Origin of the sequence: Shewanella scandinavica (genome assembly GCF_031932065.1) — a bacterium.
Taxonomy (GTDB): Bacteria; Pseudomonadota; Gammaproteobacteria; order Enterobacterales; family Shewanellaceae; genus Shewanella; species Shewanella baltica.
The window spans coordinates 22,068-38,115 of the sequence record NZ_JAUOES010000022.1; the positions used below are offsets into that span (position 1 = coordinate 22,068).

General features: G+C 40.6%; 15 protein-coding genes. 3 read left to right on the plus strand and 12 right to left on the minus strand.

Annotation, left to right across the window (positions count from 1 at the left end; translation table 11 throughout):
- Positions 1-12: 12 nt before the first annotated feature.
- On the minus strand, positions 13-2,709 hold the full coding sequence (locus Q4Q50_RS17050) for a TonB-dependent receptor (RefSeq protein WP_311900409.1): 2,697 nt from the start codon (positions 2,707-2,709) through the stop codon (positions 13-15).
- Positions 2,710-3,137: 428 nt separating this feature from the next.
- On the opposite strand from Q4Q50_RS17050, the gene Q4Q50_RS17055 reads away from it, so the two are divergent.
- Positions 3,138-4,154, plus strand: coding sequence for a LacI family DNA-binding transcriptional regulator (locus tag Q4Q50_RS17055; RefSeq protein WP_220592262.1), 1,017 nt, complete (start codon positions 3,138-3,140; stop codon positions 4,152-4,154).
- A 49-nt stretch (positions 4,155-4,203) separates the two neighbouring features.
- On the opposite strand, the gene Q4Q50_RS17060 is transcribed toward Q4Q50_RS17055, so the two are convergent.
- Together Q4Q50_RS17060 and glnB are read right to left on the minus strand one after the other, a co-directional pair.
- Positions 4,204-5,493 carry an NAD(P)/FAD-dependent oxidoreductase gene (locus tag Q4Q50_RS17060; protein ID WP_311900373.1) on the minus strand — a complete coding sequence of 430 codons (1,290 nt, stop codon included), beginning with the start codon at positions 5,491-5,493 and terminating at the stop codon, positions 4,204-4,206.
- 185 nt (positions 5,494-5,678) lie between these two features.
- Entirely contained in the window at positions 5,679-6,017 is a 339-nt protein-coding gene (gene glnB, locus Q4Q50_RS17065; RefSeq protein ID WP_012088533.1) for a nitrogen regulatory protein P-II, read from the minus strand.
- Positions 6,018-6,260: 243 nt separating this feature from the next.
- On the opposite strand from glnB, the gene Q4Q50_RS17070 reads away from it, so the two are divergent.
- Together Q4Q50_RS17070 and Q4Q50_RS17075 are read left to right on the plus strand one after the other, a co-directional pair.
- Complete coding sequence (locus Q4Q50_RS17070; RefSeq protein ID WP_311900374.1) at positions 6,261-6,773, plus strand: GspH/FimT family pseudopilin; 513 nt, start codon at positions 6,261-6,263, stop codon at positions 6,771-6,773.
- Between the two features lie 178 nt (positions 6,774-6,951).
- Complete coding sequence (locus Q4Q50_RS17075; RefSeq protein ID WP_261273740.1) at positions 6,952-7,431, plus strand: GspH/FimT family pseudopilin; 480 nt, start codon at positions 6,952-6,954, stop codon at positions 7,429-7,431.
- A 276-nt stretch (positions 7,432-7,707) separates the two neighbouring features.
- Here the strand turns inward: Q4Q50_RS17075 and Q4Q50_RS17080 are convergent, their stop codons facing one another.
- From Q4Q50_RS17080 to lspA, 9 genes are all read right to left on the minus strand, one after another.
- A complete protein-coding gene (locus tag Q4Q50_RS17080; RefSeq protein WP_261273739.1) occupies positions 7,708-8,010 on the minus strand; it encodes a TapY2 family type IVa secretion system protein in 303 nt (100 codons plus the stop codon).
- On the minus strand, positions 8,007-8,399 hold the full coding sequence (locus Q4Q50_RS17085) for a type IV pilin protein (protein WP_311900376.1): 393 nt from the start codon (positions 8,397-8,399) through the stop codon (positions 8,007-8,009). The genes Q4Q50_RS17080 and Q4Q50_RS17085 overlap by 4 nt, the downstream gene beginning before the upstream one ends.
- A gap of 14 nt (positions 8,400-8,413) precedes the next feature.
- Positions 8,414-11,917, minus strand: coding sequence for a pilus assembly protein (locus Q4Q50_RS17090; protein WP_371824881.1), 3,504 nt, complete (start codon positions 11,915-11,917; stop codon positions 8,414-8,416).
- Entirely contained in the window at positions 11,917-12,357 is a 441-nt protein-coding gene (locus tag Q4Q50_RS17095; RefSeq protein ID WP_261273736.1) for a pilus assembly PilX family protein, read from the minus strand. Before Q4Q50_RS17095 ends, Q4Q50_RS17090 begins: the two co-directional genes overlap by 1 nt.
- 27 nt (positions 12,358-12,384) lie before the next feature.
- A complete protein-coding gene (locus Q4Q50_RS17100) occupies positions 12,385-13,386 on the minus strand; it encodes a PilW family protein (protein ID WP_311900378.1) in 1,002 nt (333 codons plus the stop codon).
- Positions 13,387-13,962: a type IV pilus modification protein PilV gene (pilV, locus tag Q4Q50_RS17105; protein ID WP_261273734.1), complete on the minus strand. Its 576-nt coding sequence runs from the start codon at positions 13,960-13,962 to the stop codon at positions 13,387-13,389.
- A gap of 184 nt (positions 13,963-14,146) precedes the next feature.
- Positions 14,147-15,076, minus strand: coding sequence for a 4-hydroxy-3-methylbut-2-enyl diphosphate reductase (gene ispH / locus Q4Q50_RS17110; protein ID WP_170927454.1), 930 nt, complete (start codon positions 15,074-15,076; stop codon positions 14,147-14,149).
- A gap of 28 nt (positions 15,077-15,104) precedes the next feature.
- Entirely contained in the window at positions 15,105-15,527 is a 423-nt protein-coding gene (gene fkpB / locus Q4Q50_RS17115) for an FKBP-type peptidyl-prolyl cis-trans isomerase (RefSeq protein ID WP_311900379.1), read from the minus strand.
- The gene (lspA, locus tag Q4Q50_RS17120) at positions 15,524-16,039 is read right to left on the minus strand and encodes a signal peptidase II (RefSeq protein ID WP_311900381.1); all 516 of its coding nucleotides are present in this window, start codon (positions 16,037-16,039) and stop codon (positions 15,524-15,526) included. Before lspA ends, fkpB begins: the two co-directional genes overlap by 4 nt.
- Positions 16,040-16,048 lie beyond the last annotated feature (9 nt).

Genomic DNA, 16,048 nt, shown 5'->3' on the forward strand with positions numbered 1-16,048 from the left:
TACAACAAAGTGTTAGAATACAAAGCTAGCACCAAGTTTATATGTCGTTTCGCCTTTAAATGACCATGCAGGGAAATCATCTTGAAGCGCAGGCTTAACTTCAGTACCTACGCCAGCAGCACCATATTGAACGTCATCTTCAGCTGTTAAGTTAACAATTTCAAGACGTAATGCAATAGCTTCTGTCACATTCCAACCTAAAGTCACATCGAGTGTACCAAAGGCATCATGCATACGGTTGCCGTAATACTTACCATATTCACGAACCATGTACTCAGAACGCCAGTTATAAGCGGCACGTGCTGAGAAATCATCATTCTCCCAGTAGCCGACTAAGTTAGCACTATGCTTTGATGACTCAGTAAACATACCTATGTTGTCAGTATAAACTTCTGAAGGTGCACTACCATCTGCATATGTATAGTTCGCATTAACACCGAAACCGTTATCAAATGCATGGTTTAACTGCAGTTCGACACCATCGATCTCACCACCACCGGCATTTTCATAGGTATTAACGGTCCAACTATCAGCTGGCACCTCTAAATCCTTATTTATGATACCAATGGATTGATTAAACTCTGACGAAGCGACAATAAAATTGCTTATGTCTTTTATAAAGTATGTAGCAGAAACAAGATTGCCATCACCATAGTAATATTCAAGACTCAAATCAGCCTGCGAGGACTTCATCGGCTTTAAGCCTGGAGTTCCTTTCGTTAAAGCTTCATTCCCTTTACGATCATCTGGGAATCCAGTTAAAGTTGCTAGGAACAAATTATCATAGTTAGGACGAGTAATAGCTTGTCCTGCTGACATACGTAAGATCAAATCCTGAGCTAAATCGAATGAAATGTTGAAGCTCGGTAAGACATCACTATAGCTGTCTTTAACGCTATGAAGCTCTTCACTCCAACCTTGGTTAACAGCTAAGATATCCGCTGGTGAGTTATCAATCACATGACCGCTCGAAGTGACATCAGTCTGGATATAACGTAAACCAAAGTTACCGCGGAAACCTTCACCATCAAACGAGAACATACCATACATAGATAGGTTGTCTTCTTCGATTAAACCATAGGCTGAGCGGCTGTAGGCAAATTGATCAACCAGAGACTCTGTGGCATTAATCATAGCGTCTAGGTCAGCTTTAGGAATCGTCCAACCGTCATAACCTAACTTCATTGTGCCACTGTAAAGGTCTGAAGTTTTAAATTCATTTGTTTTGGTTGGATCATAGATGGCGCGGTATTCGCTTTTCTCAAACTCATGTTGTGTGTAACGAACACCTGTTTCGAACTTATTGATAACACCTAGGTCAAGGTCAAAATCAACATCTAACTGAAAATAAGTTTCTTCGTCAGAGTTAGGTCCTTTAATCCCCGTCCAAGTTGATGTACTCACAGTTGTATCCAGTTGGTCTTGGGTAAAGCCCATATCACGACCATTAATATCTACCTGTTTACCTGTAGCATCTACAGTGCCAGCCCACTTAACTTGACCAAATTTATCACCCCACCAACCATAACCAAAGTTAGCACTCATTTGAGTACCACCTTCAGCTTTTGTCTTTCCTGCAACACCTGAAATTGCGAAACCATCACCTTTATAGTCAGCGTTCAACTCAAAGGTATCTGACGTCATCTCACCTTTACGCGCCCAGTTTTGGAAGAACACATCTGATGGCGCATTTTCAGGTGTGACACTTAACGTACAAACACCAGCAGCATTGAATTGTTTACATGCTGAAGGATTAGTTGTATTACCGGGTCCAGCGGTGCCATCTTTAGGGGCGCCAGCCCAGTTTGTATCAGTTTCAATATACATGTTAGCGCCAATACTATCAGCACCGAGTTTCAGTGATAGTACGTGCGCACCTAATTCTAAATTATCCGTTGGTCTGAATTGTAGTGTTGCATCTAGCGCAGTTCGCTCTTGCTGCTGCAAGAAACTAGATGGCTGAACAGAAGAACGTCCACCCCAATCTAAATCCGCTTCAGTACCAGTCCGTAAATACTCACGGTCAATATATGAACCCGCAACTAAAACACCAAATGTCTCGTCATCATTTTTCCAGCTATACAAACCTGATAATTCAGGTGCTATATCTTCATTTACAGTGCCATATTCGCCCTTTGCAGAAACAAATACAGAATTAGCATCCATATCTAGAGGCTTACGGGTTTTAACGATAACAGTACCACCGATACCACCTTCAACAAGGTTGGCTTGAGTGGACTTGTACACTTCCATGCCACCAATCAGTTCAGAAGGTAACATAGAATAGTTGAACGAACGGTCGACGTTCATTTGATCGTACCAACCAGTAGATGCTACGTTCTGGCCATTTAAGGTGGTCAGAGTCATTAAAGGATCGGTACCACGGATAGAAACTGAACTACCTTGCCCAAATGTACGCCCCACAGTTACGCCAGGGACGCGACCGAGAGCTTGGCCAACATCAGAATCAGGAAATTTACCAATATCTTCCGCAGTAACAGCATCCACTACTGCGTTAGAAAATCGTTTTTCATTGATATTGGCTTTATTTGAAGCGCGAATACCGCGAACTTCAATTTTTTCAATATTTTCAGGTACGGCGGCGGTTGCCGCTGCATCTGCAGCGACAGCGCTGATGGATACAGCACTGCCGAGTAGGACAGCAATATTTGTTGCTAGTACAGTTTTCTTAAAGGTAGATGGTCGCATCTCGTTTCCCTTCCATAACTTTATTATCGTTTTAGTATTCATAACCATTCCCGATGGAATGACAACGCTGTCATGTCTAGTGCAAACATTACACAATAATTAACAGCCTTGCCACAACAAAATAACGATGGAAGCAAAAAAATGTCATAAAGCAGAATTTTGAATCAGTAGTTTTATTAAAAATCATTATAAAACATGAGCTTTAATATTATGATGTAAATTTACAACTCCCAGCATAATTGTAACAACGATAAATTAACGCCAATTTGTAACAATTCAGGATTGCTAAGCACATCAAAAGCTCGCACTATAAGACGTATAAGTAAGAAAATACTGATAAAAATGTAAGCTTGTAAATTGCTGGCAAAGAATTTACGTTCATAGAACAGTTAACCCTTCGCGACCTTAGACAAAGAGTTTTTACATCAATGAAAGTCACTATCAACGACGTAGCTAAATATGCTGGAGTGTCTATTAAGACAGTATCCCGTGTCACCAATAACGAACCTTCAGTGAAGCAGGCCACAGTTGACAAAGTGAACGAGGCGATAAAAGCACTTAACTATCAACCTAATTTAGCAGCGAGAAACCTTGCGGGCACAAAATCCTATGCTATTGGTTTTATTTACGATAATCCAAACGCATACTACATTATTGATATGCAAAATGGGATCTTGGCAGCCTGTAAAGACAAGGGCTATGAACTTGTCATCCACCCTTGTAATGCTAAATCAGAGACCATTTGTGATGAACTTACAGCACTAGTCAAATATTCTAGGCTAGCGGGATTAGTACTGACGCCTCCCTTGTCAGAAGACCCAAAAGTACTCAAAGCGCTTACGGAGATTGATGCTAACTATGTGCGCATTATTGCAGGCGAAAAGGACAAGGATCAGAATGGATTGACTATTTTAGTCAACGATAAATTTGGTGCCGTTGAAATCACCCAGCATCTAATTGACTTAGGCCACCAGCATATTGCTTTTTTAAGTGGGGATTTACACCATGAATCCACCAAAGAACGGTTACTTGGTTTTAAACAAGCATTAACAATAAATGGCCTAGAACTGGATGAAAACTACATAATTGAAGGGAAGTACTCATTTGAGTCCGGTGTTGACGGTGCGAATAAGCTTATTAAACTAGAACATCGTCCGACTGCGATTGTAGCTTGTAACGATGAAATTGCCGCTGGTGCACTTTTTGCGGCTCGTTTAGCGGGCTTAGATATCCCTGTAGACTTATCGATTGTCGGTTTCGAAGATAGCCCATTCTCACGTCAAACTTGGCCTAAACTGACCACAGTACATCAGCCAAACGCAGAAATAGCGCAAGTCGCAACGGAATTATTAATCGCAAAACGTCGCGAGCAAGATGCAATATATTCTAAGACTTTTACGCCTGAACCTATCATTCGCGACTCGTCGGCTATTCCTAAACCATAAAAAAGAGAGCATATTTGCTCTCTTTTAGTCATATTAAATTACATAGATATTAATGTAATTTAAGTTTTGGCCGCTGCCATTTCAATAATTTTTGCGCCAATCGATACACAATTGCCGAAAACCAACCATAAAGACTGGCTAAATGCCTTTGATACAAAGATATATACATCAATCTTGCAATATGCCCTTCTACAAAGAAAGTGCCAGAACGTAAGTTTCCCATCAAATTGCCTACTGCAGAGAAGCGGCTTAATGACACTAATGAGCCGTAATCTTTATAAACAAAAGCCTTTTCAGGCTTACCTTGTAACCGATTAACGATATTATCAAACAAGGTATCAGCCATCTGGGCTGCAGCTTGCGCCCTTGGTGGGACAGGCTGACCGGAATTTTGGATCAATAAGGCGCAATCACCGAGGGCATAAATATCTTGATGACCTTTAACTCGCATACAATCATCAACTTCTACTTGATTTCGCAGCGTAATGGGCAATTTAGTAAAATTCTGAAACGCTTTCGGCCCTTTTACACCTGCCGCCCAAACTTTTAAGCCCGCTTTAATGACATCACCATCTTGAGTGATAAAACCATCACGAGTCACTTCTTTAACTTGAACACCAATATGTAAACGTATACCTATTTTATCAAGAACAGACTGAGCCCTAGCACTCACACGCTCAGGCAATTGGGGGAGAATTTTGGGTGATGCTTCAATCAAATGCACATCAAGGTGATGTTTAGCAATGTTCAGATAGCCATACTCTTTAACAGATTCAATCACATGATGAAGTTCTGCCGCTAATTCAACACCGGTCGCACCAGCACCAACAATGCCAATACTGACTCTTTCTTGTGTTTCGTTTAATTGGAGTAATGCGTCGAGTAATTTATGATGGAATAGGTTGGCATTTTCAAGGCTATCTAAGAAGATGCAGTGTTCATCAGCTCCTAATGTATTGAAACTATTAGAAACACCACCAAGAGCAAGGACTAAAAAATCATAATCGATTTGTCGCTGCTCTAAGAGTAACTCGCCTTCGTCATTATAGACGGCGGCTAACTGAATCGATTTAGCATCAGGGTCGCACTGCTCTATCTCACCGCGAATATAGCGGTAACCATTTTTAAGCCCATGATCGCGGTAGAGTAAACCTTCAATAGATTGATCGATCACGCCAACAGCAACTTCGTGTAATTTAGGCTTCCAAATATGAATAGGACTTCGGTCAATTAAGCACACATCGACGACATCACTACCGCCCCATTTACGGCCCAACTTAGATGCAAGTGCTAAACCAGCTGCACCACCGCCCACGATCACTATTCTTTTTGTAGCCAAAATGACAACCTCATAAAACTCATTTGCGAGGCTCAGTTATACCATGTTACAGATAAGAGATAACTACATTAGTTCAGTAAAACTGACGATTTTGCATTAAAGATATTTCAGAAACTCAGCAGTACTTCCATCAACTTAACTAACAAAAAAGGGCCACAGGCCCTTTAGATTCGTTAGTCAGCAGTTTATACCGCTTCTTCGTTTTCTTCACCCGTTCGAATACGGATAACACGTTCAACATCAGTGACAAAAATTTTGCCATCACCAATTTTGCCGGTGCGGGCAGTTTCAACGATCACATCAATTGCTTGATCGAGCAGATCGTCCTGGATAACTAACTCTATTTTCACTTTTGGCAGAAAGTCCACCATGTATTCAGCACCACGATAGAGCTCTGTATGCCCTTTCTGACGACCAAAACCCTTGACCTCAGAAACCGTCATACCTGTAATGCCAATCTCAGCAAGGGATTCTCTTACGTCGTCTAATTTAAATGGCTTAATAATGGCTTCAACTTTTTTCATTAAAAATTCCTCATCCCTTGCAATAACATAAACAAACAGAATAACACTAGCTTACACGGGGTTAGGTCAATATTGAAGTGAATGTAGTGCTTTACTCATAAAACACAGTTTCTACAAAATCGCTTTTAGCACGTAATAGTCTAAAAAAAGCACTACAACAGTTACGTAAGATTTTATAATTACATTCTAGCCAAAACAAACACTCGCTCGCGGGATGCAAGCGCAAAATAACAAGGATTTGTTATGAAAACTCATCAAAAAGGCTTTAGCCTGATAGAACTTATGACTTCACTTTCCATCTTAACGATCTTACTTACAGGCGGAATACCATCCTTAACTGATGTTTATACCCAATATAGAGCTGATAGCAGCATACGCATCATCCAACAAACGCTACAGTTTGCACGTAACCAAGCAATTACCCTTAACAGAACAGTGACAGCATGTGCTGTTATCGATGAAAAATGCGTACAAAATTGGCAAGTTGGACTAACAGTATTCATTGACACTAACAAGAATAGCCAACTCGATGACAGCGATAAAATACTCAATATGACAAATGCATTTGATTCGAAAGACATAGTTAAATACAATCGTACAGCAATCCGGTTTCAGCCTGACGGGCTGGCATCTGGTACAAATGGAACACTCAAATATTGTCCCTCATCAGCCACAAGCCCTTATTCTAGAGCTGTTATTGTTAATCAAGCTGGTAGAGTTCGTTTTTCAACCGATGAAAATATAAGTTGTACTTAGCCTAACAACGCCAAAATAATGAATAATAAATTTATTTTTTGAAAACAAAACCGTGCTGAGCATCACAACAAGGAAGCTATATCACATTAAAACATAAGATTAAAAAGGCATGACTCAAATGCTGTTATCAGCCCCATTCTCGCTTATACTCTATGGAAGATAAGTGAGGATAGTCCGCATGCAAAAAAAAATGTCAGGTTTTACCTTAATTGAATTAATGGTCACAATTACTGTCGCAGCAATTTTATTGACCATTGGAATACCGTCACTGGTCTCTCTCTACGAAGGTATGCGGGTAAATAATAATATTACAAAAATCCATGACATTATGGTCTTTGCTCGCAATCAAGCCATCAGCTATGGAGCGACCGTGAACGTATGCCCATATGCTAGCGCCACTTCCTGCGGGACATCAACAGACTGGAGCAAAGGAATTCGTGTATATATTGGGACCGATAAAGAATTACGTGCAATCGACGGTTTCCATTCGAGTGACAAAATTACAGGTTCTGTTGATTCTCTCACATTCACATCTGATGGACTTTCATCAGCGGGAACATTAATTTATTGCCCCGGAGGAAAAAGTGAAGGATCAAAAGGCGTTATCGTCAATGTTGGCGGCATCATTTCATACGGCGTCAATGGTAGCAGCTGTTAATCATCAGTGAACGCGTCCAAGATCAGAATTCGGCCATCGACTGTAAGCGCATAAGGAACCTGTGCTCGCCATAAGATCACCTCTTCACGACAAGGAGATTTGACAGTCCTTTTTCCTTAGATTTTATAGCATGTCACCATATTATTTTATGAGAATATTAACCTGCCACAAAATTGTAAGCAGCCTCCAGTACGTCTTCGGACATTTACAGTCTTCCTTGCAAACATATAGATAGAATGCTATCTACACAGATTTTTATCTCTCCCTCACTACATACTATTTCGAGGTCTGAATATCTAATTTCTTTGCTTTAGTTGAAATAAAATCCTTATCAACAGGAACACACTCATCAATCGATTTGACAAAATATTTTTTCCCCATTTTATCAGTTAATTGTTTCGCTGGTAGAGCCATCATTTGACGACTTACATCCTTTTTATTCCACTTAAAAAATACTAAATATTCATCCCCATACGATGATTCAACATAACACTTATAGTCTTGAAATTCTTCAGCCAAAACTTCGCCTTCAAAACCAGCTAACGCTAAAAAAAAGAGGGCATATATTAATTTACTCATTTCCAACACTCCTCTGACGGTCCTTTTACCCCCGCACTTGTCAACGTAATAGTTGCACAGGCTGTGTCCCGTGATGCCTGAATACCTTTTGCTGTCGCTGTCACTGTTAGAGTACCAGTACCAGAAGACGTGACACTATAGTGTCCATGTTCAGTAATAAATGGACTCGCAGACAATCCTAGTTTAGTCATATCTGTCGTATAAGCACGGTTATCTAAATAGTACTGCTCTTGCAGATTAGCAATCCTCATTACCGCCGCTAGACCTTCAGAACGTGCACTTTTAGCGACATATTGCACATAGGAAGGGTAGGCAATAGAGGCAAGAATCCCAATGATAACCACAGCAATCATCACCTCTATTAACGTAAAACCTTTGTTTAATTTCATCTTTGTCATCTATATTAATTATCATCTATGTGGTAATAAATTTTATTAACGTCCAAACCTGAGCCTACGTTAATTGTTCCAGTATATTCACCATCATCACGTTTTTCCCCTTTCCCTACCCCAATAATGTAAATATATGGTTCTTTACCTGTTTCTGGCGCTGGAATGACAATCTGAGGGGTATCAGGGACCCGCTCTCCTAACTCATAATATACATTAGCCAGAGTACGAATACCTTTATGCAAATCAAATACATAAAGTCTACCGATACCAGAAACAGTACATACAGTGTCAGAAACTGACTGAGAAGGTGGAATAAATGAGGTGAAATACACTTTCCCATCAACAATTAAACTGGCAGTTAAACTCTTTTCTCCTGTTGTCTGAAAATCATAATACCACCCCAGTTTTTTACCAAATTGTATATTTTCATTTTCAGTTGATGGTGCCGCTGAAGTCACATTGTATAAATCACTTAACGTAATCGCTGCTGGAGCAGCAGGATGACCACTACCACCATAACTTTTAGTTATAACATTACGATCCTGAAGAATAAAATACATATCCTCGGTCGATTTGGACAATGGAGTTGGACGATTACCACTGCCGATTGCAATGGCATCATATGGTACATTCTGATAATTTTTAGTAGTCGTAGTCGAACCATTAGAATTAACAACAGACACTTCAGAAATATTACTAAATAAAGTTTGAGCAACAACTGGTTCAGCAAAGAAACGACGATCAGCCGCTAAATCCCCCCCTAAAGATGCAAACTTATATGCTGTCCATGTAGAGGTATTCACACTAGGTAAATCCATACGCCAAACATTTCCTCCAGTATCCGTGGCATAAATACGATCTGAAACACCATCGTTATTACTATCCAAAACCGCAACTGAATTGGGAATACTATCGCTAATTCCAGGTAATGCAGTAACTCCAGATCCTGCAGATGAACCAAATGTGTGTATTAGAGCACCGGATTCCGCATCAACAATATAAACATTCCTCCCCAGCGGTGAAGTGGACGGTGTTCCATCATAGCTAACATCATATCCGCCACCCAAAATGAGCACGGGTTTATCATGTCCTGGAATTAATGTTATTACTGGCTCAGCCCAAGTTTGTCCTAGTTCAGAAAATCCCGCCGTATCTGGATTAATAACCCACATTAAGCTAGGTGTATCGGGCGATGTTACATTTAATGCATAATAAGATGAACCACCTCTCCTCATACCTGAGAAAACCCAAGCAGCAGTTGGTTTTCCACCACTCGTACCACTTTTCACATAAGCGACAGGTGAAGCATCCATGCCGTAAACATAGTGTCCACTGGACAGATTTTCTCGTAATTTAGGAACATTTGGTAACAACTCATACGGCATAAATGCCCATGATTCATCGACACTTGTTCCAGCATCTTTAAACATATGTAATAAACCATGGTTAGTACCTAAAATAATTCGCACATCCGGTGCCGCATTGGTACCGAAATTTATTGCTAATGGCTTGGAATGAAGTGGATCCCCCATAATATCGGTGCGTTTGTCTGTAGTACTGCCATCGCCATCTTCATCATCCACATCTACTCCATGGATCCATTTGAACGTAGAATCTAGCTCAGCTTCATCAATACTCATATAAGTAGCTAAATTAGCAGTACTTCCATTTGATGCATTGATTACAGTAAGGAGCTCAAGCCCGTTACTACTTGCAGTATTGCTATATATTTTTCTACTATTTAACCCTTCTAGCATTTGTGAGACACCACCTACTTCCACTTGATTGCCATCGGAACCATTACTACAGTCAGTCCAATATGTACAAACTGTTTTTTTAATGTTGCCATTATCACCAATGGCAACATTTCCTTCGGTGTCCACCAATATACCACTCGAAGTCACCTTTAATTTTTTGAGATTACCAACCCATCTAGGACCTTTTCCTGGCAAAAACATAGCATAATATGCGGAATCGAAAGTCTGAGTACGGTCAAAATTATTACTGGCAATGCTTGGTGAGGTAAAACTTGAATCTATCTCGAGAATAGAACTCAATGCATCGGATAATGCATTCGTTAATTGTAAACTGTCTTGAGCTGCAAAATATTTGCCACCGCCTCGTTTTGCTGTTTCAATCAAAAGAGGGGCGGCATCATCAGCACCGGAGCTAAATCCAATAGTAAAAGTTCGAACATTTTGAAGTGGGTTATCACCATTAGCATCATTTTTATTGACTAAATCATTGTGGTACATATAACTCGCCAACGCGGGAAGATAGCTATCAGCCCAACCATTATATGTTCTTGCATACATAGGCGCATAATTTCCCAATTTATTGCCACCATCAGTCAAATTTTTCACATAGGTATTAGCATCAGAATCATAATATGGCGCCCCATCCGTTACATAAATTACATATGCCATGTCATTGCAGATTTTAAGGGGTGTCATATAATTTGAACCAGACTCAATACTTGTATCATAACTGGGACTGCTACTATCTTTATGACCAAACTTAACTAATCCTCCTGAAAAGTATTGATACGCCTCAACTAAAGTTTCACATAATGGAGTATTGGTTTCTGCATTCAATTTCATAATTGTAGATACTATACTACTTCTAGCAACAATACCGGGAGTTGTTCCTGGACTCATATCCCGAATGCCAGAAACAATTCTGCCTCCATCCTTCCCATTAGAATTAGCATTAAATACTGCCAATCCAAAGTCAACTGAAGGAGTCGTATTAATTACATCTGTAATCGCTTTTTTTGCAATATCAATACGCTTCTTTGACACTATAGGAATGTTGCCATTCTTAATAAGCTTATACCATAAAAGATAGTTTTCAGTGTAAAGCGTTACCGAACCGCCTTTACCTATATCCGTTTCCTTCGCTGTAGATATAGCTGAATTCCAGTTATTATCTGATGGACTTGAGACATGAGTATAAGGTGTACTCTTTGAACCATCCTTTGGAAATCCAGAGTGACCATAATCACTGGAATTAATAGGATCTGCTGTTGTAATATCCTCCCTGCAATCAACATATCTTGTTTTACTCAGATCTTGATTGGTTCTAAGATCATCCCAGTTTCTAGAATAATACTCACTTACATGACCTTTAAAAAAACCATACTCAGCCAATGGGGCCCAACTTTGATGGCATCCATTGTATTTGGTATAAAAACGCTTATTGGAATCCAACAATGACTCAAGATCAGTACTAGAGCTTGTTGAAAAATAGATAATATCTTTAATACCAGAGCCGGAGTAATCGGTCGAAGGATTATAGTCAGAATTGTAATCGGCTGGAGGAACATAATCAGGATCAGGGACATTCTCCCATGTATCCATACTGCCAGAGTTATCAAAAATAATAAGAACTTTTGGACGTGCTCCAGCATCTGTTGCCGTTTCAAAGACATAAAGTTCTGTATCATCTCCGTGAGTTTGACTTGATAGACCTATCAAGAAAAACAAACAAGTGAAGGTTACTATTTTCCACATGATCAACTCCCCGTAAGCACTTCTTGCTCAATACCAGCAACAACCGTCAACTGGCCCAGATTATCCCGACCAAATGATGCACTGCTGCTAATCTCAATACGACGGCAACTAACCAAATTTGCACCACTTGCTTTAGTATTACGTTGACAACTAACATCCTGAACTGTGCCATCTTTAGGCATAGGCGTTAATAATTGTTTGCTTCCGAGCGTACTTGTTAGTGTCGTTTCTACAGCCATATTCGCCAATGTAGAGCCTTTCGAGTTTTCAATAGCCTCATCAAGCCCACCGCCGGCGATACTTTGTGCTTCTATTCTTTCTGAACCCGCCCCAGCCATTCGTAGAGATGTTGTCGAATTGACAGCAAGAGCAACACCTATGACTGTCATAATAATGAGCACTATCAAAGCGAAAAACAGCACAATACCTTCTTGTTTTTTCATAAATAGCCTCAAAGTCCGCTTCATAACTCAATTTCGCATCAATACTGGGTTCTCTAAAACCACAGTGGTAGAAAGTACTTTCCGTCTAAAGTGATCTTCCGTCACTGGAATTTTAGTATTAGTATCTTTATCACCTAATCGGTATTTTGTGACGTTTGTATAACTACGATCTTCTTGTATTGATCGCACTAAAATATAAACTTTTAAGGCGACGAGACGTTGAAACTCTTGATTGTCCCACATAAGAGATGTCACTTCCGCTGCAGACATAAATGCATCGGGAGTGTCATCACCATCATTATCAAACCCATATAAAATACGCATATTTTCAATGCCTTCAACGAGCTGCTCTTCATTCGACATACCGTTTCCAGTAGAAAGAGTTCTTCGTCTCAGTACAGGAATTCCATCGGCATCATTCTTTATGTAATAAATATGATGCTGATATTCCCAGATCCGCGCATTAGGTAATGCCGGTACGCCTCCTGCGCCACTAAAGAATACGGCTTCACTAGACGTAGCCGATACGTAAAAACGGGTTAATTCTACATCTGCCGCTTCAACAGGGGGCCCAATCAACCTCTTAATCTGCAACACATCTGTTTTGGCCTTAACATCTGACAAACATGCAAATGATTGGCTGCTAACGCCATTCTCATAACCCCATAGACGTCGAAAATGTGCAGGTTGATTGTTTGGTAAACTAGCGTTATTGACGCCGTCACCTACACAGTCATTCACTACAGCAGTCCCTATGGAAATAGTCGCATTTGAACCAAGGACAAAGTCTGTGCCAGTTATATCTCCCATAAAACCCAACTGGCTAAGATCTCGTTCTAAAATAACCAAAGCTATCCTGCCATTTTCTTGTAACTGATTATATTGACTAGTAGTTGTTACATTTGAAGATGACATATTGAACATAGTGAATACACCCAGAGTCAAAAAAAGTCCTATGACCATCGCGACCATGATCTCAACGAGTGACATTCCCTTTTGATACCCATAAACTTGATTCAAATGAAACATTTAAATAATCACCGTTTTAACAGAGAAGACACGGCGTTTTTTGTCTGGAGTGGTCGAGCCACAGCTTAATGCGCCAATGCCGTCTGAAGTTTCCCTAATTCCTCTCCAAGTAATAATCACAGTTACAGTATTAGAATTTATGTTAATGCAACCTACTGGGCTCTCTAGCCCTCCTACCTTCTGACTCCCAACAATCTCAAACGCTCCAAATAAAGCTTGTTCCCATTCATATTTATCCCATAACGCTGTTTGAGCAGGTGAACATAAATTACCCCCTATACAACTTAACGAAGGCGCAGCTAATGTTCCGGTATAAGTACCTGCATAAGTGCCCAATTGAGTGGCATTCAACTTCATTCTATTTATTACATCGTTGGCATAATATGAGGCCTGCGTCTGCTGAAAAGATTCAAAGCTGCCGCGTTTAGCCACAATGTGTAAATTAAAAATACCGATTAAGCCAATTACTAAAATCACTAATGCAACAAGCACCTCAATTAATGAGAAGCCTCGTTTAAATTCCTTTTGTGTCAATCGTTCGAATTTAGCCATATTTTTGACAAGCTTTTCAGCCATTTACCCTTTTAAAATCTTAGTCTTACGACAAAAAACACCAACAGTTAATAATAGATGAGTAAAATGTAAGTAGCCAGTAACAATAGCATATAAGCATTGATATCATTATGCCTTGAATGAATTTGAGGCAATAAAAAAGAGGCTTAGCGCCTCTTTTTTATTAATAACTTAACAGCACATAGATTTAGCGTAGTTCAGCAGGCACCGCAAAGACAGTGTCTTCCTTACGGCCTTCGACCTCAGTTACCACACTAGGCGCAAGTTTCGCAATTGCTTGGACAACTTGTTGAACTAGGACCTCAGGTGCAGAAGCACCTGCGGTAACAGCAACACGCGAAACATTATCGAACCAGCTAGATTCAACATCGTCAGCAGTATCTACCAGGTAAGACTGGGTTCCCGTCTTCAATGCGAGCTCGCGTAACCGATTAGAGTTAGAGCTGTTTTTTGATCCGACAACAATCAACAAATCCACATCTGCAGACAGATTACGTACTGCATCTTGACGATTTTGAGTCGCATAACAAATATCGTCCTTGCGAGGTCCTTCAATTGAAGGAAACCTTTTTTGCAACGCGGCAATAATGTCTAACGTATCATCGACTGATAAGGTTGTTTGGGTCACAAAGCAGAGATTATTAGGGTCGCGCACTTCTAGCGCATCCACATCGGCAGGCGATTCAATTAAATAAACGCCGCCGTTAGGATTATCGTATTGACCCATAGTCCCCTCTACCTCAGGGTGGCCTTCATGTCCAATCAGAATGCACTCAATACCTTTACGGCTTGCTCGCGTCACTTGAAGATGTACTTTGGTGACTAAGGGACAAGTCGCATCAAAAACTCTCAACCCTCTCGCCTTTGCTTCTTGTCTCACAGCTTGGGATACACCATGAGCACTGAAGATAACAATGTTGTTATCCGGCACTTGATCTAACTCTTCGACAAAAACCGCACCGCGATCCTTCAGATTCTGCACGACATAGCGATTATGTACGACTTCATGGCGAACATAGATAGGCGGTGAAAACAATTCCAACGCCCGTTCGACAATACTGATAGCACGATCAACACCCGCACAAAAACCGCGTGGGTTTGCGAGCATAATATTCAAACTTGGGCTGGTAGGATCGAGTTTCATCTTAAAGTACCTTTACTACGTCCAGTTCAAAAGTGATCTTGTGCCCTGCCAGAGGATGATTCAGATCGACTGTGATGGAATCACCCGCGACATCACGGACAATCCCCGGGATTTCACTGCCACCAGGGCCTGCAAAACTGACAATCACGCCAGCTTCTAAACTCATGTCTGCCGGAAAACGGCTTCTGTCTAGATAGTGAATAGCATCAGGATTTGATTCACCAAAGGCATCAATCGCTTCAAGGGTAAAACTGTGTTTATCGCCTTCAGCAAGTGTTGCCAATTGTGCCTCAAATGCAGGACTTAACGTACTGTCGCCCACATTTAATCGAGCTGGTTTACCCGAAGCTTTAGTGCTGTCTGCGGTTGAACCATCAGAAAGCACAATGTTCATATGGCATAGTAAAGATCGCGTCACAGTCACTTCTTAACCCCTTCGGCGCTATCTGTTTCAGATTTACCGCTTAAAAATGCATCCCAAATGATCAACGCAGCACCAATACAAATCGCCGAATCAGCGATATTGAAAGCTGGGTAGTGGCTTTTACCCCAAAAAAAGTCGATAAAATCAACCACAAAACCGTGCATTAATCTGTCGACTAAATTACCGAGAGCACCACCAATCACTAAGGTGTAAGCCAGATTCAGTTTCAACAAAGAAGCAGATTGCTTACGCAACCACACTGTTAATAAAGTACTGAATCCAACCGCTACAATCGTAAATAACCAACGCTGCCAACCACCGGCGTCACTCAAAAAACTAAAGGCCGCCCCGTAGTTACGTACATAAGTGAAATTAAAGGAAGGCAATAAATTCACTGATTCATACAAATCAAAATTGGCTAAGACCCATTGTTTAGATAGCTGATCGGCGAAAAACACCAATACAGCTACCCAATACCAACGTAAGCCACTGTCTTTCCAAGTTAATGGCATACAGATCCT

What these genes read in the sequence shown, in the direction of transcription:
- Q4Q50_RS17050 (WP_311900409.1), bottom strand. Translation starts at nt 2,709, where the DNA reads ATGCGACCATCTACCTTTAAGAAAACTGTACTAGCAACAAATATTGCT.
- Q4Q50_RS17055 (WP_220592262.1), top strand. Translation starts at nt 3,138, where the DNA reads ATGAAAGTCACTATCAACGACGTAGCTAAATATGCTGGAGTGTCTATT.
- glnB (WP_012088533.1), bottom strand. Translation starts at nt 6,017, where the DNA reads ATGAAAAAAGTTGAAGCCATTATTAAGCCATTTAAATTAGACGACGTA.
- Q4Q50_RS17070 (WP_311900374.1), top strand. Translation starts at nt 6,261, where the DNA reads ATGAAAACTCATCAAAAAGGCTTTAGCCTGATAGAACTTATGACTTCA.
- Q4Q50_RS17075 (WP_261273740.1), top strand. Translation starts at nt 6,952, where the DNA reads ATGCAAAAAAAAATGTCAGGTTTTACCTTAATTGAATTAATGGTCACA.
- Q4Q50_RS17080 (WP_261273739.1), bottom strand. Translation starts at nt 8,010, where the DNA reads ATGAGTAAATTAATATATGCCCTCTTTTTTTTAGCGTTAGCTGGTTTT.
- Q4Q50_RS17085 (WP_311900376.1), bottom strand. Translation starts at nt 8,399, where the DNA reads ATGAAATTAAACAAAGGTTTTACGTTAATAGAGGTGATGATTGCTGTG.
- Q4Q50_RS17095 (WP_261273736.1), bottom strand. Translation starts at nt 12,357, where the DNA reads ATGAAAAAACAAGAAGGTATTGTGCTGTTTTTCGCTTTGATAGTGCTC.
- Q4Q50_RS17100 (WP_311900378.1), bottom strand. Translation starts at nt 13,386, where the DNA reads ATGTTTCATTTGAATCAAGTTTATGGGTATCAAAAGGGAATGTCACTC.
- pilV (WP_261273734.1), bottom strand. Translation starts at nt 13,962, where the DNA reads ATGGCTGAAAAGCTTGTCAAAAATATGGCTAAATTCGAACGATTGACA.
- lspA (WP_311900381.1), bottom strand. Translation starts at nt 16,039, where the DNA reads ATGCCATTAACTTGGAAAGACAGTGGCTTACGTTGGTATTGGGTAGCT.